The organism is Ruminococcus sp. RTP21198st1_G1_RTP21198_201120, assembly GCF_040924265.1.
GTDB classification, from domain to species: Bacteria; Bacillota; Clostridia; order Oscillospirales; family Ruminococcaceae; genus Hominimerdicola; species Hominimerdicola aceti.
The window spans coordinates 1-23,353 of sequence record NZ_JBCOMH010000009.1 but is presented as its reverse complement, the minus strand read 5'-3'; the positions used below and the strand labels follow the sequence as shown (position 1 = coordinate 23,353).

Below are 23,353 nucleotides of genomic sequence, written 5' to 3'. Positions count from 1 at the left end.
TTCTGCTTGATGTGTATTCTTTCGCCTTAAAGGAGAAAACTCGTTTTCGGCGTCAGGGTCACAAATATTTATTAGATTTTTATTGTGGCGAATAAAGGGTCTTGGCGGTCACTCCCTCAAGCCTGCCTATCTTGCCTGCAAGAGAATTTATAACGTCCTGCGGAGCGTCAACTGCCACACTTATTATGTTCATGCCACGCTCTCGGTATGGCAGACCCATTCGTCCTATTATATACTCGGCATGCTCATGAAGAATTGCGTTTATCTCCTGCGCAGAGCCGTTATCGTGTGCGATTATTGCAAGTATTGCCACACGGGTATCCATAAAACACCCCCGTAATGTAAAAGTGTACTTTATCTTACTTTATGATAGCACGATTTGTTGGCGTTGTCAATTGGAAGTTATCTATTTGAATAAAATTTTTAGATAACATTTGACTAAAATATACGACATATACTATTGACAAGTAAAGTTAGCCATGGTAAACTTATTTTGTGGAGTTCTTTTAGATAAAACATAAGAATAAAATATAGCTATGGAGGAAAAGACAATGACTCTTGATAAGCTTAAAACGGGTGAGTCTGCCGTAATAAAAGCGGTAGGCGGCGAGGGTGCGCTTAGGCTGCGTTTTCTCGACATGGGACTTATACCCAAAACAAAGGTGAAAATGCTAAAGCGTGCGCCAATGGGCGACCCTCTTGATATAGTACTGAGAGGCTACGAGCTGACGCTCAGGATAGAGGACGCAAAAAACATAGAGATAGAAAAAACAGAGGAGAATGACCATATATGAGATTTGCCCTTGCAGGAAATCAGAACTGCGGAAAGACCACGCTTTTTAACGCCCTTACAGGATCTAATCAGCACGTTGGAAACTTTCCCGGTGTAACAGTCGAGCAGAAGGTCGGTGACATAAAGGGGCAGAAAAACTGCACTGTGGTGGATCTGCCGGGAATATACTCACTGCGCCCTTACACGCAGGAAGAGATCGTCACCCGTGACTACATAATAAATGAAAAACCTGACGGCATTATAAACATTGTTGACGCCACCAATATAGAGCGAAATCTGTATCTCACTTTACAGCTTCTTGAACTGCGTGTGCCAATGGTGCTTGCCTTAAACATGATGGACGAGGTAAGAGCCAACGGTGGAACGATAGACGTAAAAATGATGAGCGACGCACTTGGCATACCTGTTATACCAGTAAGTGCGGCAAAGGGCGAGGGTATCTCAGACCTTATCGACAAGGCTGTAGAAACTGCCCGGAACAAGACAAAGCCTGTTGTCACAGACTTTTGCTCAGACGATTCCGCTGTGCACAGATGTATACACGCTGTTGTCCATCTTATCATGGATCACGCAAACCGTGCAGGCATACCGCCGAGATTTTGTGCTTCAAAGCTTATTGAGGGTGATAAGAATATCGAAGATCAGCTTGAGCTTAATCAAAACGAGTTGGAGCTTCTCGAACACTGCATAGTGGAAATGGAGGACGAATCAAAGCTTGACAGAAATGCGGCGCTTGCAGATATGCGATACGACTTTATCGAAAAAGTCGTTGCCATAAGCGTTGTGAAATGCCACGAGAGCCGGGAACACAAGCGGAGCGTAAAAATAGACCGCATTTTAACGGGAAAATACACTGCACTGCCTGTATTTTTCGGGATAATGTTTCTTGTATTTTTCCTCACATTCAATGTTATCGGCTCGACCCTTTCTGATTGGCTTTCCCTTGGTATAGACAAGCTCACCGACCTAGCAGACAAAGGGCTTACAGCCTACGGCATAAACCCTGTTGTACACAGCCTTATAATAGACGGAGTTTTTGCAGGCGTTGGAAGCGTTCTAAGCTTTCTGCCTATAATAGTGACGCTGTTCTTTTTCCTTTCCATACTGGAGGACACGGGCTACATGGCACGAGTGGCGTTCGTAATGGACAAGCTTCTTAGAAAGATCGGTCTTTCGGGACGAAGCTTTGTGCCTATGCTCATAGGCTTCGGCTGTTCAGTGCCTGCCATAATGGCGACGAGAACGCTTGTATCAGACCGTGACAGAAAAATGACCATACTTCTTACCCCTTACATGAGCTGTTCGGCAAAGATACCTATTTACGCAGTTTTCTGTGCAGCATTTTTCAAGAAATATCAGGCGCTTGTGATGATAGGCTTATACATAACGGGCATAGTGCTTGGGATAATAATTGCGCTGATACTGAAAAATACAGCTTTCCGTGGCAAGCCTGTGCCATTTGTAATGGAGCTTCCAAACTATCGTCTTCCTTCGGCAAAAAGCGTAGGACTTCTTCTTTGGGACAAGGCAAAGGACTTTATACAAAGAGCTTTCACAGTTATATTCTTTGCGACTATCATAATATGGTTTTTGGAGACCTTTGACGCAAAGCTCAACGTTGTAAAAGACTCCTCCGACAGCCTGCTAGCTCTTATCGGTCAGGCTATATCGCCAATATTCAAGCCTTTGGGCTTTGCAGATTGGAGAGTGACCACCTCGCTTATATCAGGCTTCACTGCAAAAGAGGCGGTAGTAAGCACAATGGCGGTACTGATGAACACAAGCACTGCAAATCTTGGCACTGCTCTTTCGGGAGCATTCTCCACCCTTTCCGCACTGAGCTTTCTCGTATTCACCCTGCTTTACACCCCATGTGTTGCGGCGGTGGCGACCATAAAGAGAGAGCTTGATTCAAGGATACAGACAGTAGGCGTTGTGATAATGCAGTGCATGGTGGCATGGCTTTGCGGCTGTGCGGTATATCAGATAGGAGCGTTATTATGAATACAGCCGACTGGATAGTGGTGATACTTCTGCTTTTATGGGCAGTAACGGCGGCAATAAGTATATCAAAGCAAAAGAAAAAAGGTAAATGCTGTGGCTGTTGCTCACACTGTCACAGCAGATGCGGCAAAAAATAAGGCATAAAAATAGCGGAGAACTGCAAAAAGAATGCGTTCTCCGCCATTTTATTAATATATAAGCAACACTAAGAAAATCAAAAATTTACAATACGTCTGGCTTTTTTCGTTAATACACCTGACAAATAATCAAAAGTGTGATATAATATAGCTTAGGGCAAAGTTATCCACCCTGTTTTTTTTGAGATATGGTTAGTTCAATCTAACTTTATAAAGAAAACCAGCTTAGAAAGGTCGGTATTATGAAGAAACAATTTTTTAGCAATGAGAAAGACGGTTTTTATGGTACATATTATGAAAACCCAAAGGGTGCAAACTACGCAATGATAGGTCTGTTCGGCGACGATCCTAATGACTTTATGGCAAAGTGCGGAGCAAAATGGCTTCACAAAAATGGCGTGAACGTTATGTGTATGTCGCCTGACATGAAGAACTACAGCCATGTGAACTTCCCGCTTGAAAGGATAGAGACCTCTATAAAGTGGCTCAAAAGCCATGGAAACAAGAAGATAGGCATAATGGGAATGAGTACGGCAGGAATGGATTCCCTTGTGGCAGCTTCATATTTCCCTGACATAACACTCACTTTCGGTCTTACGCCAAGCGACTTTGTATGGCAGGGCTTTGAGCAGGGCGAAAAAGACGGCTGCAAGGAATGGCCTATCCCTGACGCTTCCACACTTTCATGGCAGGGCAAGCCGCTTGCCTATATGCCGTTCGTTTATGCCCACCCTGAATACTATCACAAAATAGAAGAAGAAACCAAAGGCTCGGGAGATATAACACGAAGCACGCACCTTTTTATCGACTCTGAAAAGGCAAGAGAACATACAGAGGAAGAAATGATAAAGGTTGAGAACATCAAGGGCAAGCTTATAATGGTGGGTGCTGATGACGACAGCTTCTGGGAGGCAGGAAAATACGTCCGCCGCATGGATAAGCGCTTGAAAGAACGCCCTCACGAGTGCGATTACGAAGCCCTGACTTACGAGCATGGAACGCACTTTGTGCTCCCTGAGACAATGCTCAGAAAAGCACTTCCTGTGGGACTTAAATTCGTAATGAAATTTATTTTCAAGGCTGCAAAGGACTATCCTAAGGAGTGCGAGCAGACAAGAAAGGATATCGACAGACGGCTTTCTGCGGCTTTAAAACAGTGGGTAGCTGAATAAAAAAGCCCATAAAATACGCTATTTTGTGTAGGGGCGACCTCTGGTCGCCCCTTGCTCGATATGTTTTACGATAAACAAAGACCGACTTCCAGCGAAAAAAGCTGAAAGTCGGTCTTTGTTTTTTGCAACAGAATAAATGCTTTCAAAAAGAAGATTTTTGTGAATTTTGTGAGTTTTCTATTGACATTAGAGTGCGGATATGGTAAAATTAACGGTATGTGAATATTTTCTAATAGCAGTCACATATCAAAGCAAAAAAGCGATTATTTTATATAGATAGTGGTGGGTCATCATGACCCTGACGAAGGAGCAAGCTATGTTTATAAGCGATACAGCGAAATATAAAATAATAGGTATCTGCACTTCATGCGTACAATCTGACTATGTGAGAGATATAGTATCTTCCATAAGCCGAAAGGGTGTAAAAGAGGGCTACAAGGTGCTTCTTTTTAACACCTTTTGCGACCTTTATCACAACATTTCCTACAACCATGGTGAAGCAAGCATTTTTGATCTTATAAATTATGACATTCTTGACGTACTTATAATAATGCCCGAGGCAATAAAAAGAGACAGCATTTCCAACGAGATAAGCAAGCGTGCCCATGAACACGGTGTTCCTGTCATATGCGTTGACAGTACAATGGATAATTGCTGCAGTGTGACATTCAATTACTCTGACGTTTTTGAAAAGATAGTTCGCCATGTGATCGAATTTCACGGCTGCAGAAGAGTTAATTTCATTGCTGGCGTAAAGGGCAATGCTTTCTCAGAAGAGCGTATAGAAGCATACAAAAAGGTGCTTGCGGAAAACGGCATAGAATTTGAGCCTGAGCGTCTTGGCTATGGTGACTTCTGGGATATGCCAACAAAAGGAGTATTGGAGAAATTTTTAGAAAGCAGTTTGGAATTTCCGCAGGCGATAATATGTGCAAACGACGCTATGGCGATAGCAGCTTGCAGCATACTGAGAGAACGCGGCATAAAAGTGCCTGAAGACGTTATTGTAACGGGCTTTGACGGCATCGAACTTGAACAGTATAACAGCCCTCGTCTTACAACGGCGGCTGTAGACAATGATGTGCTTGGCGAAAAGATAATAAACGCCATAGACCATATGATGAACGGAGTGCCTCTTCCTGAAAAAATAGAGGTCAGCTACACCATGAGGATATCCCAGTCATGCGGTTGTAAGAAAATAGACCCGAGAGAAGTAGGCGACAAGATCCTTGAGCTTTACCACAGAATGAACAATTCTGATGGTCACGAACAGCATATGTTCTCTTATCTTGCAAAATCAGTGGAATGTCACACCGTAGAAGAAATGGCAAAGGTAATGGCACGTTCGGGAGATTATTATAGCTGGGTATGCACAAACTCTGATTTTCTGTCAAACACGAGGCAGAGAGAACGCTTTAATAACAGCTTTACAAAGCAGATGAGAGTTTTCATGCAGACTTTTGACAACAAATACAAGACCGGTGAAGTTTTTGACACCAAGGATCTTTTGCCTGATATGGAGCAAGTCCTTGGACGCCATAACTGCTTAATGTTCTCGCCGCTTCATTTTCAGGACGAGGTCATAGGCTATGCGGCAAATTCATTTAGTCCTATATATTTTCTTTTCCAGAACACAAGACGTTTTATAAACAACACCAATCAGATAATGGAGAGCTTTAAAAACCGCCAGCGGCTTGAAAGGGCAAATGCGGAGCTTGCAAGGATACATATGCTTGACCCCATGACGGGGATATATAACCGCAGGGGCTTTTACAAGAACGTAAAAAAGCTTATTTCAAAGGCTGAGAAACAGGGCGTAGGCGTATGGGTATTCTCTATTGACATGGACAACCTTAAAAAGATAAATGACCTCTATGGTCACAACGAGGGTGACAAGGCGATAAAGGCAGTGGCGTCGCTGATGACAAAATGCACTGCAGAAGGTGGGATATGCTCACGCTTCGGCGGTGATGAATTTGTAGCTGTTATCGCTGAAACAGACGGTGCGGACAGCTTTTACGAAAAGGTATCCCGCAGCATTGCAGAGTACAATCGCAGAAGCAAGTCGCCATATGATGTGTCGATAAGCTGTGGCTACAAGGCGGGAAAGCCGAAAACGTTGAAAGAGATCGACGATCTTATGAAAGCGTCAGATCGTGAGATGTACACGCAAAAGCGTAAACATCATAGTCGGCGGGACTAACAGACATAACCAGAGGGCGGATAGTTTGAAAACTTCCGCCCTTGTTTTTATGCTATTTGAGTATGCCAACTCCCTCAAGAAAGATATTCAGGAAAGCGAACGTTATTCCGACTGCAAGTGCGTCGATACTTGTTGCTATGGCGAGCCAACTTTTTTTGTCAAATAAACATTTGACAAAATTGCAAAACTGTGATATAATAACGATTGTAATGTGTTTCCGTAGCTCAGCTGGATAGAGCGACCGCCTCCTAAGCGGTAGGTCGGGTGTTCGAATCACCTCGGGAACGCCATAATGTGGAGACAAAAAAGATGTCTCCTGCGAAAAGCCCGAATATATCGGGCTTTTTTGCTACCCAAATGTAAACAAAAACGAATGAAGGCGAAATGGGGTCTGTTTATGACCGAACAGAAAAAGAATACTATCATAACAAGCGGCATCGCTGTACTTGCCGTGATACTGGCATATTGCTTCCGAATTGTGGGCAGGGGCAGCTTTTACCCGATGCTGTTTTCCTATCTGCGCAGCTTTATCTATATCGGTCTGTTCGCCGCCTGGGGGCTCTCCGTCCGTCAGCGGATCGTGCAAAAGCAGGTGTGCAGGTTTATGACGGTCACCGCAGTACTGCTCATCATATGGATGGTAGTCCGTTCGGCAAAGTATTTTATATTCTGGCAGCCGGATGCCGTCCGTTACCTGTGGTATCTGTTCTATCTGCCCATGCTGTTTGTGCCTATGCTGGCGCTGCTGATCGCCATGTCATTGGGAAAGCCGGACGAATACAAATTCCCCAAGGGAATGTCGATTCTGTGGATCATCTCCGGCACATTGCTTCTGCTCGTGCTCACAAATGACCTGCACCAATTCGTATTTACCTTTCCGAAGGACGCCGCCGTGTGGACAGACAAAAACAACGGCTACTCGATAGGCTACTTCATTATTGTAGGCTGGCAGGTGCTGTGTGCCTTTGCCGCACTCGTAATTATGTTTTTCAAATGCCGTGTGCAAAAAGGAAGACTCCACTTTCTGCCCATTGTTCCTATGCTGCTGACGATCGTTTACAGCGTGCTTTACTATGCAGGTGCGGATTGGCTGCTCCACTTGTTCGGCGATATTGCCGCATTCCAAAGTGTGATGTATATTCTGACCTTTGAGCTTTGCATCGCCTGCGGATATATACATTCAAACAGCCGTTATGTGGACTTGTTTGCCTCCTCTGTCGGCACATCGGCAGAGATCACCGACAAGGACTTTACCGTTCGGTATGCAGCTGTAAACACTGCGCCTATTTCAAAGGAAACGATGAAAAAAGCCGAGCAAAGCCCGGTCACGATGGGCGGCTTGACCGTTCACACCATGCCCATTGATGGCGGCTATGCCGTATGGACAGAGGATGTGTCGGCTTTGCGTGACATCAAGGAGGACTCTGAGCTTCTTGCAGACGAGCTTGCCGACAGGAACGAAATACTCCGTTATGAATACAAGCGTGAAGCCAAGCGCCGCAAGGTGGAGGAGCAAAACCGCCTGTATGATCTCCTGCGTTCCGCTACGCAGACGCAGATCGACCGCATTGCAGAGCTCACTAAGGAATACCGCCGAATCTCAAGCACCGATCCCGACAGTGCCAAAACGCTCCTTGCCGAGATTGCCGTGCTGTGCAGCTATATTAAACGCCGCAAGCATCTGACGCTCCTTACCGACCGAGATATTAAAATAGCGGAAACGGAACTCCACCGTGCCTTCAATGAGTCCCTCCAAACGCTGAAGCTGTTGGGCGTCCGCAGCTCGCTCTATGTGGACGAATCTCTTTCCATGCTCTCCGGCAAAACGGCGACTGCTGTATTTGATTTTTATGAATCGGTTATTGAAGCCGACATTTTGAATTTAACAGGCATACAGGTAAGCCTCATAAAGGCAAACGGCTTGCGCTTGTCACTGAATGTGTGCTGCAAAGCCGACCTTTCCGCTTTGGTAAACGGAGACAGTATCCGCTGTGAAAAAGAGGATGACGAGGAATACCAGCACCTTGTATTTGAAGCGAAAGAAGGTGACAGAAAATGAGTGCATTTTCTTCCCTTTCCGAATTTTGGCAGACCATGCTGCCGTTTATCATGCTTGTGGAGATCGTCCTTGAAATCGGGCTGTTTATGTATCAGCTTCTTCGCAGCAATAAGCCGGTGCGCAGCCTGCTGAGTCTGGCGGTCATGGCGGTGATGATCCCGCTGCTATTCTCCGTTTCTCAGGCAGATCCCGATAATATCGGGGACGCATTTCTGCTGGACGCACCGTGGCTGATATTTGCCGCTGCCATTTTCCTTGCGGCAGTTCACTTTGCCATTGCTCTGCCGCGGGAATACCGCCGTAAAAAGAACGAGCTCTCGCCGTTCTCCATTAAGGAAGCAACCGATAAGCTGCCTATGGGCATCTGCTTTGCCGACCCGAACGGCAGGATCATCCTGTGCAACAACCGTATGCGCAGGCTCTCCTTTGCCCTTTGCGGCCACGAGCTGCAAATCAAAAGCGATATGGAAAATGCCCTGAGCGTGCCGGACAGATCCGTAACCGTCAAGGATGATTGCTACATCCTGCCCGACAAGACCGTCTGGCAGTTTCGCACACAAAATATCACCGTGGACAGCGATGACCGCTGGCAGCAGATAACGGCGCACAATGTAACCGAGCTGTATAACGGCTACCAAAAGCAAGAGGAAATAAATGAAGAACTGGCAGAAGTCAATCGAAAGCTCAGGAAGATGTACGCTCGCATGGAGAACGATGTCAAAGAGAAGGAAAGCCTTGACCTAAAGGTCTATATTCACGATACCATCGGGCGAAGCCTCCTGACCATACGTGACATCATAGACAGCGGAGAGGATACCGAGCGAAAGCTTGAGGCGCTGCAAAATGCCATCGGTATGCTGGCAAGCAACCGTGTCACCTCTGTCAGCACAATGGACGAGGTAAAAAGAACTGCACAGCAGCTTGGCGTGGCTGTAAAAATCGACGGCTACCTGCCCCGTGATACCGCAGCCGAGGAGCTGACCGTTGCTGCCGCCAAGGAGTGCGTGACCAACTGCATCAAGCACGCAGACGGGAATGAGGTATATATCCGCATTGCCCAGCGCGGCGAACGCTATGATGTTACCATAACCAACAACGGCAAAATACCCACAGAACCGATAAAGGAGGGCAGCGGCCTGTCAACGCTTCGCCGCAGTATTGAAAGCTCCGGCGGTGAAATGCATATTTCGCACAATCCACGCTTTGCTCTTCTGATTACGATTCCCGCAAAGGAGATCAGCCTATGATAAACACCATACTTGTAGAAGATGATCTATACATCCAAAAGCACTTTGTCGATCGTCTTGCGGCAGACGGCGAGTTTCATCTTGTCGGCGTTTTCCGTGACGCCTTTGAAGCGGAAAAGCACTGCGACGCCACCGTAAAGCTCGTCCTTATGGATGTGCAGACGCAGCATAAACATTCTGGTCTTGCCGCCGCAAAGCGCATCAAAAAGGCTTTTCCGCAAATCAAAATCGTTGTGGCTACCTCGCTTGTCGATCCCGAAGTTTTGCAAAGAGCCAAAATGGGTGCTGCCGACAGCCTGTGGTATAAGGACCACGGAACAGAGGAGCTGATGAGCGTGGTAAAGCGCACTCTGGCAGGGGAAAAGGTATTCCCCGATACCGCTCCGGCCATTGAAATGGAGGGTACGATGTCCGATGTCTTCTCGCCCCGGCAGTTAGACATCCTACGCCTTTATATAAAGGGCTTTACCTATCAGGAAATTGCCGATAAGCTGGGCATCTCCAAAAACGGCGTTCGCTGGAACCTGGACGATATGGTGGAAAAGAGCGGCTTTGAAAGCAGAGAAGCGCTGGTTGCAACCGCCATTGAAAACAAACTCATGGTGATCACCTTAAAAGACGAATAAGCAAAACTGAACCCCTTGGCTGTACGGTCAAGGGGTTTTTCGCGCCCAAAAGGCAAAAATTTTTGAAAAAATCGGGATTTTTCTTCTGTCACTGGCACAAGTGCCAGTGACAAACGCCAAAAAATCAGTATAATAGATAATGTAAGATTAGGATTGTGCTTTTAGAAGGTGGTGATGAATGATGAAAAAAATCGTTCTTGACATTCAAAGCGATATCCATGCGCACACCATGGAGCGAATGCTGATGCAAAAATTGGACGATTGCCAAGTTGTGATCTCCGAGTCGCCGGACGCAACCGCCGAGTGGTGCAAAACGCATCAACCGGATGTGCTTTTAATGGAGGTCAAGGCGTATTCGCCATGGATGTTCAAAGAACGAATGGCAATCCGTGACAAGGTAAAACGGAACACGGAAAGCTGTCGTGTCATTCTCTTTGTGGATGATGATACAGATGAAGATTTGACCGAAAAGGTACGGCAGGCAAAGCGCGAGGGTCTGATAGACGCTTTTCTCTTCGGTTCGGTATCCGAAAACTACTTTGCTTCGGTCATCGACAGTGTTTAAATCAGGCAACACAAAAAGCATAAAAATCTTCAAAATAATTATGAGGGAGGAATAATAGTATGACAAAAACGAACAAACGAAGGCGCGTCGCCAGCGTCCTGTTGGCGCTTGTGATGCTGCTCTCACTGATGCCGAGTCAGGAGCTTCATACCCATGCCTTTTGGGAGGACTACGACCAAGGCACAGATTGTATCTACTGCGACCACTACCACTGGGCTGAGAATATGTGCGACGGTTGTGGGTTCTGCACCGTTGACTGCAACTCCGACTGCTTCGCTGAATTTCACTGCAACGATTGTGGTGAGTGTCTGTTCAATACACCCAATTGGTGCGATCAATGCTACAAATGCGCCGACTGCATGGAGGAAACGCACTGCTCGACCTGCGGCAAATGCTACATCGGCGAGGATGACCAGCTATGCGGCGAATGCTATAAGGGTCCCTGCTGCTCCATAACCATTTGCGACTCCTGCGGCTTCTGCGATGACTGTGCAAACGATGACAGCGACCCGATGCACTGCTCGCTGTGTAACGCCTGCTTCGGTTCGGTGGACGAGTGCGTGGACGATGATGATACCGGCGTCATCCACTGCATCGATTGCCACACGGCCTGCGAACAGTGCGAGGAATGCCTGCTGAATCAGGAGTCCTGCGAGGATTGCGGCCTGTGCCTTGAGTGCTGCCGAGATAACTCTGAGGGCGGCGGCTGCCCGGACGGCGAGACCTGCGTGGAAAGCGCCGAGTGGGACGAGCACATCTGCCAGGGCTGTGACGGCTGGGTCACAGATAAGGAGGACGAGGACGAGTTCTGCGAAACCTGCGAGATGTGCAAGGAGTGCTGCGAGGGCAACTCCGACTGCTCCGAGGGAATGTGCGCAATGGACACGGACTATGCGGATCACTTCTGTGAGGACTGCGGCCTGTGCTTCCACGACAGCGATCCCTGCGAGGACGGCTGCGATCAGCGCTGCAAGGACTGCTGCCGAGATGCCGTGAGCGCTATGGGCTGCGATCATGACGACTGGTGCTTCAGCGACTCTGATTTTGAGGATCATTTGAAGACGGAGCATTCCGGCGCCGGACATACTCACATAGCCTCCGCCACCTGGGAGGCTGACGGAACGCAGCACTGGCACCCCTGCCGCTATTGTGACGATAAAAAGCTGAATGCCGCCAACCATGAATTTGACGCCAAGGGCGTGTGCAAGGTCTGCGGCTACATCAGCGGCAGTTCCATCGTCATCAACCGCCAGCCGAGGGGCGTCAAGTGTAAGACCTCTATCTACGATGATTATAACGAAGAGCCGGAAAACGGCCTGCTGTTCTATGAAAATAACCCGCTCACCTTCTCTGTCTCGGCAAGAAGCCTGAAGGGCGACGAGTTGACCTATCAGTGGTATCGGAAGAATAATGAGAATCCAACGGCGGCGCCCTACAAGCTGCCGGAGGGTAGGTTTTACACGGGTGTGACGACCTCCACACTGAAGATGTCGGTTTCCACTCAGGCCTGCATGGAGGACTACTCCTACTACTGCGTCATCGGCAGAAAGGGCGACCCTTCCGACACCATGAAAACGGCGGAGGCAAAACTGACTGCCACCCATGCCTACAGCCACAAGCAGGCGGGTGTGCGTGTGCCCACGGAAGACAGCGAGAAAACGCCGGAATACAAGGTCACTTGGGTCGATAAGCATGGGAATACCCATAACGGTGTCGTGGGCGGCGACCCGAAATGCGACGGTCACAAGCTCCCGTGCCTGTTCGAAGCAGGCGAATACGAAGCGCATTATATGACCACCGGCTCCAAGGAGCGCATCTTCCCGCATACCTTTGTGCTTGACAGAAGCCTTGACGCGGTAGGCGGCGGCAGAGTCGATGTGCTCAGATGTTCCGTCTGCGACTATACCGTTCCTGTGAAGAGCCATGTCCATGATTACGGCTGGAACTGGGACTGCACCGGCTTCGGCAGTATCTATGAGTATACCTTCAACATCGGCGGCTCGACCAAGACGGTGGAGCAGCTCATCATTGAATCTGACTATGCCCACCCCGAAAAGTGCAAGGTTCCCGGCTGCGAGGAATTCATCATGGTTCCCCATAGTTGGGGCCGCTGGAATGTGGTCGAAAACCCCGATACCACAGGCAGCAATGGCGGCATGGAGGCTGAATGCAGCATTTGCGAGTACACAAAGACAAAAATCGACAAGGATGATGACGGAGGAGCCGATCAGTGGACAAAGGACACTGCGCTGGTGACAGTGAAAAACGGCCGGGCAACCCGTATGATCGTCAAGCCCGGCGACAAGATCAGGCTTTATCCCGAAGAGAGAACCGATCAGAAGGCCATCGGCTGGAAGGTGGAGTATCTCCGCGAATACAACGTGTCTGACAGCACTGCACCGGTTCATAAAAATTGGAGTGCCAACGAGGCGAAGTCCCAGTTCAAGCTGGTGACCAACGGCTCCGCCCTTGAGTGGGGCTGCACGATCCCAGAGTTCAGCGCCATGGGTGCCCCCGGCGGCGGCAGTTTCTTCTTTGAGCCTGTCTATGCAAGCTGTGACCACAGCGGCGACACCACGGTGCTCAATGCGAAGGAGCAGATCTGCGACCGTAAGGGCTACACCGGCGACACCGCCTGTGCAGACTGCGGCCATGTCATCAGTGCCGGTTCGGATATCTACCCACCTGCAAACGCCGGTCATACCGGTCCACTGCAGCCGCTGTACTACTACGGCACGGCCAACTCGGCAACCACAGACGCGAGCCATGGCGGCAAACGCTATAACGCCAAATCGGGAGACTGCCGACACCGCGCCTATGAAGGCGACTACCGCTGCACGGCTTGCGGCGGCACCGTAAAGGGCGAGACCGGCGACTTCAGGCATAGCGGTCCCCTTGAACTGCGGGATGTAAGAACGGCGACCTGTACAGAGAGGGGCTATTCCGGCAACCAGTACTGTACATCGTGCGACAGGATCGCACAGAAGGGCGTCTCTACCCCGTCCCTCCACGAAATTGCCGATAACTACAAGCTGATCAATGAGGTTAAGCCCGGATGCACCACCTCAGGCTATAGCGGCGACCAGCAGTGCACAGCCGGCTGCGGACAGATTATCCGCTACGGTCATGTCGTTAATAAGCTCAGCCACGACTGGGACGGCGGCAAACCTGCAAAACAGGGCAAGAGCGAAGGAATTCTCTACACCTGCCAGCGTGCCGACTGCGGCGAGACAAGGTTCGTAAAGAACTCCGCTGCGACCGGATACGTTGTCACGGTCATCAAGGGCACAGCCTCCCTTGCCGCAGGGACACTCATCACGGACAAGATCGCGCAGAACACCGTTGTGACCGTTACGGCGGACGCACCGGAGACAGGCAAGGTCTTTGACAAGTGGGTCGTGCTGGAGGGCAATGTCACTCTGGCAGACGCCACCAAGGCGACTACCACCTTCACCATGCCCGGCAATGATGTGAAGCTCGAGGCCACCTATAAGGATGCGCCTCCAAGCCATACCCACAGCTACGGTACAGAGTGGAAGTATGACGGCACCAACCACTGGCATGAGTGCGAGTGCGGCGATAAGGCCAATATTGCGGCTCACAGCGCCAGCGAGTGGATCGTTGACACGGCAGCTACCGAAACCGCCGACGGCACTAAGCATAAGGAATGCACCGTCTGCAAGAAGGTTCTTGAAACCGCACCGATCCCCGCAACAGGCAGCACTCATACCCACAGCTACGGTACAGAGTGGAAGTATGACGGCACCAACCACTGGCATGAGTGCGAGTGCGGCGACAAGGCCGACACGGCAGCACACAGCTTCCAGTGGGTGATCGACAAGGCCGCTACCAAGGAGGCCACCGGCATCAAGCACGAGGAATGCACCGTTTGCGGCGCCAAGCGCAGCGAGAATACGGTCATCGACAAGCTCCCCGACGGCGGCAACACCAACAATACAGGCAGCAGTGATAATAACACCAATAAGCCAGGAAATGACGACTCCACCAAGTGTCCTCAGACCGGTGGCAGCAGCAACCACATCTGTTGGCTGGCTGCTCTGTACGTCAGCGGCGGCGTTCTGACTCTGCTGGGCGTAAGCGGCAAAAAGAGAAAGGAATCCTAGGTTAAATAAGCCGACGCTTCCGAAATCGAAATAGCCTAAACACAATAGGCGGTGACGGATCATTCCGCCACCGCCTATTTTCCTGAAAGCGAGTTTGCCAGCAAGTCCCTTTCCTAAAGGCGGCAAGCGACACCCACATTCTGACCATATATCCCCAACCGAACGGGGACGGCAATCTCCAGCGCTCTTTCTTTATGCCTTCGACAAAAATCAGAGCAAAGCTCAAAAATCTTTTAGAAAATTAAAAAACTTGGTTGTAGCCCCCTCAACTTTTCGGCATGGAAAGTGAGGGGGCTTTCTCTATAGCCTCCGCCCGTTCTTTGAAAACCGAATAGTACAGCGCATCCTTTTGTAGGGCATAATTTTTTTGTGCCTAAAAGCAAATTTACTCACTGTCAAAAGCTTGAACTCACTACAAATAAAAAAATGGTAACACCAGCAGGAAGTTATTTTCCTGCTAATGTTACCTCATTTACAAGTATCACAAGATTTAAAGGGGAAATGATAAAGACTTTGTAATGCTTATCGTAATTCTTGTAGCTTTACGCTTAATTCTTGTAAATGTTTTTTGGCTCTTTAGCTTGATAGCCACCATACATTGATGCACATCCGCAGGCAGCTATACCCATTCTCTTAGTTGCTCTGGCAATAAGGCTGGCAAGCAATTTCTTAAATGATCTCATTTTTATCACACCTCTTTTCTTTGATCTTCGCTGATATTATTAAAACTGCAATTAATAGATTTGTTAACAGGATCATAGATCCAACCATCTGATATCTATTGATAATCGCCCCGCCAAACAGATCAAGCAACAGAAAAACTATCATTCCCATCGCTTTGAACTTTGGCTTTTTATCTTTTTCTATAGGCTTATTTTTGTTCTCCACAGGGCAGAATACAAAAGCTATTATCTCTTCAAACACCACAAAGGCAACTATCACCCATATATTTATATATCCGCATACCTTGTCATTAAGAAAAGCTGTAGCAATAAATGTCGAACACATCAGCAGATTGCATCTGAAATATGTATCTGCATGATACCCTCCGGTAATAACCCTGACAGCAATAAACACTGCCAAATATATTACGCTTTCCAGCAAATGCCCCGTCAATGCTCCCATAAGCAATACAAGCACAATGTTTAACATTGATGAGATAGTTATTTCTATGCCATACCGATAAAAATCCTGTACCTCATCTGCTTTTCCGATAGCTTCCTGCTCGGTCAAAAAATTAAGTATACCCGATACAACAAGATCCATAAACTACCGCCTCGCTTTTGTCTTACCCTAATTTGAATTTTACTAGAATAACAGCAATATGTCAAGCTTTTTGGAATGAGTTGCAGGTTTTTGTCACGAAATGCAGCAACGGTCCGGAACAATTAGTTCAGGACCGTTGTATCTGCCATCAATGTTACCTGACAGCAAAACATTCCCTCCGACTCATAGAAATCGCATCTGCCATTATATTTTCTTGCTATCTCTCTGATTATTGAGGTCCCCAGACCATGCTGTTTTTTATCAGCCTTTGTGGTCGTAAGCCTTGGATTACTATCCATAACAGAATGATCTATTGAATTTTTTATCAAAAACGTATATGTATCCGTTTCTCGGTCGATCTTCAGATACAGAAATTTATTTGCGTCGTCGGCTATTTCCTTGCATGCCGTTATAGCATTCTCCAACGTGTTGCTCAACAGGTCGCAAAGGTCAGTTCCCTTTATTCCCTCAAAATCTGAAACTGTTATACATGATATTTTTATCCCCAAGGAAGAAGCCATCGTAAGCTTTGCGTTAACGATAGCATTTACAATATTATTTTTCGTTTTAACATAGGACTCCGACTTCCCGATAAGGTCAAAGCTTTCTGAGATAAATTTTCTCGTTTCATCTATTTTTGGGGCTTTCAACAGTTCATTAACCGTTTCATATTTGTCTTTTATATCATGCCTTAGTTTTCTCATGGCGTCATATTGCGACTCGGCGTTTCCGATAAACTGCTCAAGATACTGCTCTCTTAGTTTGACTATCTCCATTTCCTTGAGCTTCCGATTCTTTTTTATCAAAGAATTTATTATCCAGAATATAAGTATATTAAGAACAAAGACAAGCATATATGACAGATTTATATACAGCCTATGGCCATCGTCTGCCGAAAGGGACAGTTCATGTATTACCATAACGAGAGAAAACGAAATAATAAGCACTGCAATTATCGTAACCCAATCTGAAGCCGTATAATCATCTGTATGTTTAAAGGCCATCAGTATTAATCTAAATACAATGAATATAGAGATCTGGAGCATTATAAGCGTCACAAATCTAAGCAAGCTTTGTTCGACCACAAGCTCCCTGAGGGATATTTTAAAAAATGACGATACAGCATTTAGTTCCAATGACGTTATCAACAAGATCGCAACCTGCGAGAGGGATATGGAAAGAAATTTCTTTACTGCATTGTCACTAAAAAAGCAAAACGCAAAAACAAGCAGACTTGCCCAGTACAAAGCACTTCCAAAGCCCTCAAATACAGTGAAATAATTAAAAGCAGTGACCAGACAGCCTTCACAAACGGCAAATATAACAGCCCATATCTTAGCCCTTTCATGAGATCTTGGCGTAAGAAATCTATATATAAACCATGTTTCCAGACCGCCCTGATAAAAGTTTATCAAGATCTCAAATATCGTCCACAATGTAATAGTCATCACTTTCTCCTCAGATATTCAGTCAAAGCGTCGTCAACTGCATTCTTATATCCTCGGCTCATGGGAAGCTCTGAGCCGCTTTTGAAGATCACTGTTTCATTTGAACGGCTTATGTTAAAAACATATTTCAGATTGACGATATATTTTTTATGCACCCGTATAAAATCAAATTTACGATAAGCTTCTTCTATCTCGCCAATGCTATCTCTGACTGCAATAGTATCCTTATTATTTGCAAAATGATATATGATGCTGTGGCTATTGCTCTCTATATAAGTTACATCCCGAAGCTTTACAGAGATCCTTCCCTGCTCCCTATTCTCCAAAACCACTGTCTTTTCCTGCTTAAGTGCGTCCGTCAACTGTCCTGCTACCATATGGAGCCTATCATTCATAACATCGGCGTCAGGATCTTTGCAGATAAAATTCAGCGGTCTGAAATTAAAGCTGTCATAAACCAGCTCCTGATGACTTGTCACAAAGATCACGAAGCAATTACCATTCTGACCTAGCTGCCGCGCGACTTCAAAACCGGTCATTTCAGGCATATCAAGGTCAAGAAATATAGCCGCAAAAGGCTTTTTACCATGGCAGTAAAAAAAGCTCTCAGCTTTGGTAAACGTTTCTATTTCAGCTTTGACCGACCTTGATTCAAGTTCATTTGCCAGCATAGATTTAAAAAACTGAAGAAAAACAGCATTATCATCACAAACTGCGATCCGCATTTTTTCACGTCCTTTTATAACATAGTCTATGTACGATTTTATATTACCATAATTATACCATAAGGTCAAGCCATAAGGCGTTTCACAGCTTCCTGCGTCAAGACCACACCTTGCTGCAAACAAAAAAGGGCTGTTCTAACAGCCCTTCAGTCTGCCGCAAAAGTGTAAGACCAACGTCCCACTTATTTAGGACTTTTCCAGCTTATTTCGTTTTGGATCCCTACACCTTAGGCTTTTTCATAGTAAGCGAAATACGCTTTTTCTTCAGGTCAACGTTAATTACCCAAACCTTAACTACCTCCCCGACCTTTACGACCTCAAGAGGGTGCTTTATAAATCTGTCGCACATCTGAGAAATATGTACAAGTCCGTCCTCATGAACACCGATATCAACGAACGCTCCGAAGTCTATTACGTTTCTCACTGTGCCCATAAGCTCCATGCCCGGCTTCAAGTCTTTAAGCTCCATAATGTCGCCACTTCTCATAAGCGGTGGCGGCAACTCGTCACGAGGGTCACGACCCGGCTTTTCAAGCTCCCCTACTATGTCCTTTAACGTCGGAGCACCAATGCCGATATCTGTGGCAAGCTTCTTCATGCCCATTGCATTGACTTTCTCAGCTATCTGCTTTACATCGCCCATGTCCGCAAGGCTCAGCCCGCACCTGTCAATAAGCGCCTGCGCGGCCTTATATGACTCAGGGTGAACAGCCGTGTTATCCAGCGGATTTTTTCCGCCACGCACTCTCAAAAAGCCTGCACACTGCTCAAATGCCTTTGCGCCAAGCTTCGGAACTTTCATAAGCTGCTTTCTTTCGGTGAAAGCTCCGTTTTCCTCACGGTAGGAAACAATATTCTTTGCAACTGTCATATTTATGCCCGATATGTATGACAACAATGAGTATGAAGCCGTATTAAGGTCAACGCCTACTGAGTTTACGCAGTCCTCAACAACGCCCTTTAAAGCCTCGTCCATTCTCGCCTTTGGCATATCATGCTGATACTGTCCAACACCTATTGCCTTTGGGTCTATCTTTACAAGCTCTGCAAGAGGGTCCTGCAAACGGCGTGCTATTGATACTGCTGAACGCAGTGAAACGTCATACTCAGGAAACTCCTCAGCCGCAAGCTTTGAAGCGGAGTAAACGGAAGCGCCTGCCTCAGACACCACCATGTAAGAAACTTTCTGCGGAATTTCTTTGATAAGCTCGGCTGTGAACTGCTCCGTTTCTCTTGAAGCAGTGCCATTGCCTATGGAGATAGTCGTAACGCCATATTTCTTTATAAAGCCCGTCAGAACACGCTTAGCACGCTCTGTATCCTTCTTTGGCGGAGTAATGTAGATTATCGCAGTGTCAAGCACCTTGCCCGTAGCGTCCACTACAGCGGTCTTACAACCGTGAGCATATCCTGGGTCAAGACCAAGGGTAACAGTGTCTTTAACAGGCGGCTGCATAAGAAGCTGTCTGAGGTTTGAAGAGAACACCTTTATCGCCCCCTCCTGAGCGTTTGCCGAAAGCTCCGCCCTTATCTCACGCTCTATGGACGGATAAATAAGTCTTTTATAGCCGTCCTCACAAGCAGCCGTAACAAGCTGTCCGCACTCTGACTTGTTTTTCATATATCTTGACACGCAGGCTCTCTCCCCTGCGCCCTCCGGGACATTCACTGATACTTTCAGAACGCCCTCTTTTTCGCCTCTATCCAAAGCCAAAACTCTGTGACCTGCTATCTTTCCCACAGCCTCGGCATAGTCATAATAGTTCTCATACACCGACTCGGTATTCTCGTCAGATGCTTTTGAGCTTATCACGCCTATCTGCGAAAACAACGTTCTTATGTATTTTCTCAGGTCAGCATCGTCAGAGATATCCTCTGCGATTATGTCCATTGCACCCTGCAAAGCTTCGTCCGCAGACTTTACGCCCTTTTCCTCGTTGATAAATTTTGACCCCTCGACCTGCGGGTCGCATTTTTTATCCTGAGTCAAGATAAGTTCAGCCAGTGGTTCAAGCCCCTTTTCTCTTGCCACCGAAGCCCTTGTTTTACGCTTCGGCTTAAAAGGTCTGTAGATATCCTCCACCTCCACAAGGGTCTTTGCATTTTCGATAGCAGACATTATCTCGTCTGTCATTTTCTCCTGCTCAGTGATAGAAGAGATTATCTCGCTTTTACGTTTTTCGAGATTTCTAAGATATGTGAGCCTGTCAGCGATCTCTCTAAGCACCTGATCGTCCAACGAGCCTGTAAGCTCCTTTCTGTATCGTGCAATAAACGGTATAGTTTTATCGTCATCAAGGAGTGCAACAGTGTTGTCTATCTGCTCCTGTCTGAGCTTAAATTCTTCCGCAAGGGTCTTGTTAATGTCCATGTTTTTACCAATCCTTTTTATTACTTTTTGCGTATTATCACATATAATATTATAGCACATTTTCGATAAAAACGCAACGAAAATGCGGTCGAAAACTGTAACAAAGATATTATATAATACATATAGGATTTATCAGAAAATTAATAAAAGCAGGCAAAAATGCACTTGAAAAAAGGGCTTGGATATGTTATCATAAAAGAATAAAACAGTATTCAGGAGTGTTTATATGCTAAATCAGTTTTCAAGAACCGAGCTTTTATTCGGCAAAGAAGCAATGGAAAAGCTCAGCAACAGCAGGGTTGCGATTTTCGGCATAGGCGGTGTAGGCGGATATGCAGTTGAAGCCCTTGCACGAAGCGGTGTAGGCGAGCTTGACCTTATAGATGATGACAAAGTGTGTCTGACCAACATCAATCGTCAGATAATTGCCACAAGAAAAACAGTAGGAAAATACAAGGTAGACGTGGCGGAGGAGCGTGTTCACGACATCTGCCCTGACATAAAGGTAAACACATACAAGTGTTTTTATATGCCTGACACAGCGGATCAGTTTGATTTTACTCAGTATGATTACATTATCGACGCCATTGACACTGTTACAGGCAAGCTGGAGATAATAAAGCGAGCAGACGTCGCAGGAGTACCTGTTATATCCTCAATGGGTGCAGGCAACAAACTTGACCCTACAGCATTCCGTGTGGCGGACATTTATCAGACAAAGGTCTGCCCTCTTGCAAAAGTCATGCGACGAGAGCTTAAAAAGGCAGGCATAAAGTCGCTTAAAGTTGTTTACTCAGAGGAACAGCCTATCAGACCGATAGAAGATATGGCTATTTCATGCCGTCAGGACTGCATTTGTCCTCCTGGTACGGCAAGAAAATGCACAGTGCGCCGTGATATTCCAGGCTCAACAGCATTTGTTCCGTCAGTGGTGGGTCTTATCGTGGCAGGAGAAGTTATTAAAGATCTGGCTAAGAAATAATACAAACAAAGGACGAACTATTGATCAGCTGTGGTATAATGGTTTTGGAAATCAATCGGGTATACAGCCCGACAAATCGTAATTTAGTGGAGGAGTACAAAAAAAATGGATAAAAGTGAAATTATTAAAAAGGTTGCACCATGTTCTTTAATGTGCCACACTTGTTCGGCATATAATGATGGGATAATTTGTGCGTCGGCTAAAACATTATTAAAATATTTAGAGGGCATAAAAGAATTTTATGAGGTACATATGCCCGACGCCGTAGAAAGCTATAACAACTTTGAGGGAGTACTTAGCATATATGCGGGTGCTTCTTGTTCAGGTTGCCGCAGCACAGAACATAATGGATGCAGCATCGAAGGGTGTTTTTTGCTTGAGTGCACAAAGAACCATGGCGTTGATTTTTGTGGAGAGTGCAATGAGTTTCCGTGCAAAAAAACGCAGGGAATTTTTGAAGAAATAGTATACAGGCAGTGGCTGGAGGGTAATCAACAAATTAGAGAATATGGTATAGAGGCATTTTGGAAAAATAATTCCGAAAATCCGCATTATAGACCATATAAAAAAATGATTTAAATTCCAATTTGTCGAGCAGATCACTTATCACAGCACTATTATTTGAATTTTTCAGAAAGGAAAAAATGTTATGCAAGAATGGCTCATGACTATAACGCTTGGAATAATCGGAGCATTTTTGATAGCTGTTACATATGCCGCATTATATCAAAGCAAAAAAAGCAAAAAACACATATCTGGATTTCCATTTTTCGGTGGGTTTATTCTTGCTGTTGCATTTCTCTTCTCTCCTATTAAATGGTTAGCTTTTCTGGGCTTCATTGATTATGGTTTGTGGCTCCTGCCATATGTATTGATTATGGATTATTATAACAACAAAAAATTCAAAAAGATATATATGCAGCAGAATTTTGAACAACGCATCAGTGATGAATCAAAAGAATTACGTATCAGAATTTCTGAAAGAAATGAAGAATGGGTACAGCCGTATATTACGAATTTAGTTTATGAACTCAAAGTGCCTAAGCTGTTATATGCTGTTTGTACAGACCAAAATGGAAAGAAATTTTTACTTATTGATAAATGCAAAAGAAAAAGCAACATTGAAATAGTTCCTTTTGACAATAATACTATTCTACTTACAGACCTCAACTCAAAAGATGTTGATTATTCAGTAGAAATTGAAATCAAAGACAATCCATAAATAGTTTCCCATTTATCGAACAGCTCCCTCATCGCAGCACTCATAACGGGTGCTATGATTTTTTCTACTTAAAGATTTTGTGCAACAAAAAGGACTTCCGTACACCTACATTAGTGTAAGCATACGGAAGCCCTGTTTCCATACATTACATTTACAAACTTCAATACAAAATCATATATACAAAAAAAGAGCCACAGCAAAAGCTACAGCTCTTTGGCTCCCCCTGTTGGACTCGAACCAACGACCCTTCGGTTAACAGCCGAATGCTCTACCGACTGAGCTAAGGAGGAATATGACTAAACAGAGAAGAAAATTATCTTCTCTGTTTAGTAAGGTGTCGGCAGCACCCTATCTTACCGGAACGTTACCATCCAAGTATTTTCGGCGAAGAAGAGCTTAACTACTGTGT

20 protein-coding genes and 2 tRNA genes are annotated in these 23,353 nt (G+C 46.1%); 14 read left to right on the top strand and 8 right to left on the bottom strand.

The window, feature by feature from the left end; all coding sequences use genetic code 11:
* Window positions 1-79 precede the first annotated feature (79 nt).
* A complete protein-coding gene (locus tag AB5627_RS07180; RefSeq protein ID WP_022287112.1) occupies window positions 80-325 on the bottom strand; it encodes a TM1266 family iron-only hydrogenase system putative regulator in 246 nt (81 codons plus the stop codon).
* Window positions 326-551: 226 nt separating this feature from the next.
* Here AB5627_RS07180 and AB5627_RS07175 point away from each other — a divergent pair, with 226 nt between their 5' ends.
* The 5 genes from AB5627_RS07175 to AB5627_RS07155 all read left to right on the top strand — a co-directional run bounded on the left by AB5627_RS07175 (window position 552) and on the right by AB5627_RS07155 (window position 6,309).
* Entirely contained in the window at window positions 552-794 is a 243-nt protein-coding gene (locus AB5627_RS07175) for a FeoA family protein (RefSeq protein ID WP_022287113.1), read from the top strand.
* Window positions 791-2,797 carry a ferrous iron transport protein B gene (feoB, locus tag AB5627_RS07170; RefSeq protein WP_046441150.1) on the top strand — a complete coding sequence of 669 codons (2,007 nt, stop codon included), beginning with the start codon at window positions 791-793 and terminating at the stop codon, window positions 2,795-2,797. The genes AB5627_RS07175 and feoB overlap by 4 nt, the downstream gene beginning before the upstream one ends.
* Complete coding sequence (locus AB5627_RS07165) at window positions 2,794-2,934, top strand: FeoB-associated Cys-rich membrane protein (RefSeq protein ID WP_171028911.1); 141 nt, start codon at window positions 2,794-2,796, stop codon at window positions 2,932-2,934. Before feoB ends, AB5627_RS07165 begins: the two co-directional genes overlap by 4 nt.
* A 242-nt stretch (window positions 2,935-3,176) precedes the next feature.
* On the top strand, window positions 3,177-4,106 hold the full coding sequence (locus AB5627_RS07160) for an acyl-CoA thioester hydrolase/BAAT C-terminal domain-containing protein (protein WP_278643467.1): 930 nt from the start codon (window positions 3,177-3,179) through the stop codon (window positions 4,104-4,106).
* Window positions 4,107-4,398: 292 nt separating this feature from the next.
* Window positions 4,399-6,309, top strand: coding sequence for a diguanylate cyclase (locus AB5627_RS07155; RefSeq protein ID WP_368369759.1), 1,911 nt, complete (start codon window positions 4,399-4,401; stop codon window positions 6,307-6,309).
* A 52-nt stretch (window positions 6,310-6,361) separates the two neighbouring features.
* Here the strand turns inward: AB5627_RS07155 and AB5627_RS07150 are convergent, their stop codons facing one another.
* Window positions 6,362-6,505, bottom strand: a complete 144-nt coding sequence (locus AB5627_RS07150) for a manganese efflux pump (protein WP_272481044.1) — start codon at window positions 6,503-6,505, stop codon at window positions 6,362-6,364.
* Window positions 6,506-6,522: 17 nt separating this feature from the next.
* Here AB5627_RS07150 and AB5627_RS07145 point away from each other — a divergent pair.
* From AB5627_RS07145 to AB5627_RS07120, 6 genes are all read left to right on the top strand, one after another.
* Window positions 6,523-6,599, top strand: a tRNA-Arg gene (locus AB5627_RS07145).
* Window positions 6,600-6,706: 107 nt separating this feature from the next.
* Window positions 6,707-8,368, top strand: coding sequence for a hypothetical protein (locus AB5627_RS07140; RefSeq protein WP_265290919.1), 1,662 nt, complete (start codon window positions 6,707-6,709; stop codon window positions 8,366-8,368).
* Window positions 8,365-9,615, top strand: a complete 1,251-nt coding sequence (locus AB5627_RS07135; protein ID WP_265290920.1) for an ATP-binding protein — start codon at window positions 8,365-8,367, stop codon at window positions 9,613-9,615. Before AB5627_RS07140 ends, AB5627_RS07135 begins: the two co-directional genes overlap by 4 nt.
* On the top strand, window positions 9,612-10,241 hold the full coding sequence (locus AB5627_RS07130; RefSeq protein ID WP_117877879.1) for a LuxR C-terminal-related transcriptional regulator: 630 nt from the start codon (window positions 9,612-9,614) through the stop codon (window positions 10,239-10,241). The genes AB5627_RS07135 and AB5627_RS07130 overlap by 4 nt, the downstream gene beginning before the upstream one ends.
* Window positions 10,242-10,419: 178 nt before the next feature.
* Window positions 10,420-10,806, top strand: coding sequence for a hypothetical protein (locus AB5627_RS07125; RefSeq protein ID WP_265290921.1), 387 nt, complete (start codon window positions 10,420-10,422; stop codon window positions 10,804-10,806).
* A gap of 59 nt (window positions 10,807-10,865) precedes the next feature.
* Window positions 10,866-14,930 carry a hypothetical protein gene (locus tag AB5627_RS07120; protein ID WP_368369758.1) on the top strand — a complete coding sequence of 1,355 codons (4,065 nt, stop codon included), beginning with the start codon at window positions 10,866-10,868 and terminating at the stop codon, window positions 14,928-14,930.
* Window positions 14,931-15,478: 548 nt separating this feature from the next.
* On the opposite strand, the gene AB5627_RS07115 is transcribed toward AB5627_RS07120, so the two are convergent.
* The 5 genes from AB5627_RS07115 to AB5627_RS07095 form a co-directional block, all read right to left on the bottom strand.
* Window positions 15,479-15,613: a hypothetical protein gene (locus AB5627_RS07115; RefSeq protein ID WP_022287121.1), complete on the bottom strand. Its 135-nt coding sequence runs from the start codon at window positions 15,611-15,613 to the stop codon at window positions 15,479-15,481.
* Window positions 15,600-16,163 (bottom strand): accessory gene regulator B family protein, encoded by a 564-nt coding sequence (locus tag AB5627_RS07110; RefSeq protein WP_265291092.1) that lies wholly within the window; start codon window positions 16,161-16,163, stop codon window positions 15,600-15,602. Before AB5627_RS07110 ends, AB5627_RS07115 begins: the two co-directional genes overlap by 14 nt.
* Window positions 16,164-16,318: 155 nt before the next feature.
* Window positions 16,319-17,644 (bottom strand): sensor histidine kinase, encoded by a 1,326-nt coding sequence (locus tag AB5627_RS07105; protein ID WP_022287123.1) that lies wholly within the window; start codon window positions 17,642-17,644, stop codon window positions 16,319-16,321.
* Window positions 17,644-18,492 (bottom strand): LytTR family DNA-binding domain-containing protein, encoded by an 849-nt coding sequence (locus AB5627_RS07100; RefSeq protein WP_265291093.1) that lies wholly within the window; start codon window positions 18,490-18,492, stop codon window positions 17,644-17,646. Before AB5627_RS07100 ends, AB5627_RS07105 begins: the two co-directional genes overlap by 1 nt.
* 97 nt (window positions 18,493-18,589) lie before the next feature.
* A complete protein-coding gene (locus tag AB5627_RS07095) occupies window positions 18,590-20,740 on the bottom strand; it encodes a Tex family protein (protein ID WP_265291094.1) in 2,151 nt (716 codons plus the stop codon).
* Window positions 20,741-20,966: 226 nt separating this feature from the next.
* Between AB5627_RS07095 and AB5627_RS07090 the strand changes: the two genes are divergently transcribed.
* From AB5627_RS07090 to AB5627_RS07080, 3 genes are all read left to right on the top strand, one after another.
* Window positions 20,967-21,722, top strand: coding sequence for a ThiF family adenylyltransferase (locus AB5627_RS07090; protein WP_022287125.1), 756 nt, complete (start codon window positions 20,967-20,969; stop codon window positions 21,720-21,722).
* 105 nt (window positions 21,723-21,827) lie between these two features.
* On the top strand, window positions 21,828-22,301 hold the full coding sequence (locus AB5627_RS07085; RefSeq protein ID WP_022287126.1) for a DUF3795 domain-containing protein: 474 nt from the start codon (window positions 21,828-21,830) through the stop codon (window positions 22,299-22,301).
* Between the two features lie 70 nt (window positions 22,302-22,371).
* Entirely contained in the window at window positions 22,372-22,944 is a 573-nt protein-coding gene (locus AB5627_RS07080; RefSeq protein ID WP_022287127.1) for a hypothetical protein, read from the top strand.
* Between the two features lie 214 nt (window positions 22,945-23,158).
* Here AB5627_RS07080 and AB5627_RS07075 read toward each other — a convergent pair.
* A tRNA-Asn gene (locus tag AB5627_RS07075) sits at window positions 23,159-23,234 on the bottom strand.
* Window positions 23,235-23,353: the final 119 nt, after the last annotated feature.

Coding starts and splice junctions, on each gene's coding strand:
- AB5627_RS07180 (WP_022287112.1), bottom strand. CDS start 325: ATGGATACCCGTGTGGCAATACTTGCAATAATCGCACACGATAACGGC.
- AB5627_RS07175 (WP_022287113.1), top strand. CDS start 552: ATGACTCTTGATAAGCTTAAAACGGGTGAGTCTGCCGTAATAAAAGCG.
- feoB (WP_046441150.1), top strand. CDS start 791: ATGAGATTTGCCCTTGCAGGAAATCAGAACTGCGGAAAGACCACGCTT.
- AB5627_RS07165 (WP_171028911.1), top strand. CDS start 2,794: ATGAATACAGCCGACTGGATAGTGGTGATACTTCTGCTTTTATGGGCA.
- AB5627_RS07160 (WP_278643467.1), top strand. CDS start 3,177: ATGAAGAAACAATTTTTTAGCAATGAGAAAGACGGTTTTTATGGTACA.
- AB5627_RS07155 (WP_368369759.1), top strand. CDS start 4,399: ATGACCCTGACGAAGGAGCAAGCTATGTTTATAAGCGATACAGCGAAA.
- AB5627_RS07140 (WP_265290919.1), top strand. CDS start 6,707: ATGACCGAACAGAAAAAGAATACTATCATAACAAGCGGCATCGCTGTA.
- AB5627_RS07135 (WP_265290920.1), top strand. CDS start 8,365: ATGAGTGCATTTTCTTCCCTTTCCGAATTTTGGCAGACCATGCTGCCG.
- AB5627_RS07130 (WP_117877879.1), top strand. CDS start 9,612: ATGATAAACACCATACTTGTAGAAGATGATCTATACATCCAAAAGCAC.
- AB5627_RS07125 (WP_265290921.1), top strand. CDS start 10,420: ATGATGAAAAAAATCGTTCTTGACATTCAAAGCGATATCCATGCGCAC.
- AB5627_RS07120 (WP_368369758.1), top strand. CDS start 10,866: ATGACAAAAACGAACAAACGAAGGCGCGTCGCCAGCGTCCTGTTGGCG.
- AB5627_RS07115 (WP_022287121.1), bottom strand. CDS start 15,613: ATGAGATCATTTAAGAAATTGCTTGCCAGCCTTATTGCCAGAGCAACT.
- AB5627_RS07105 (WP_022287123.1), bottom strand. CDS start 17,644: ATGACTATTACATTGTGGACGATATTTGAGATCTTGATAAACTTTTAT.
- AB5627_RS07095 (WP_265291094.1), bottom strand. CDS start 20,740: ATGGACATTAACAAGACCCTTGCGGAAGAATTTAAGCTCAGACAGGAG.
- AB5627_RS07090 (WP_022287125.1), top strand. CDS start 20,967: ATGCTAAATCAGTTTTCAAGAACCGAGCTTTTATTCGGCAAAGAAGCA.
- AB5627_RS07085 (WP_022287126.1), top strand. CDS start 21,828: ATGGATAAAAGTGAAATTATTAAAAAGGTTGCACCATGTTCTTTAATG.
- AB5627_RS07080 (WP_022287127.1), top strand. CDS start 22,372: ATGCAAGAATGGCTCATGACTATAACGCTTGGAATAATCGGAGCATTT.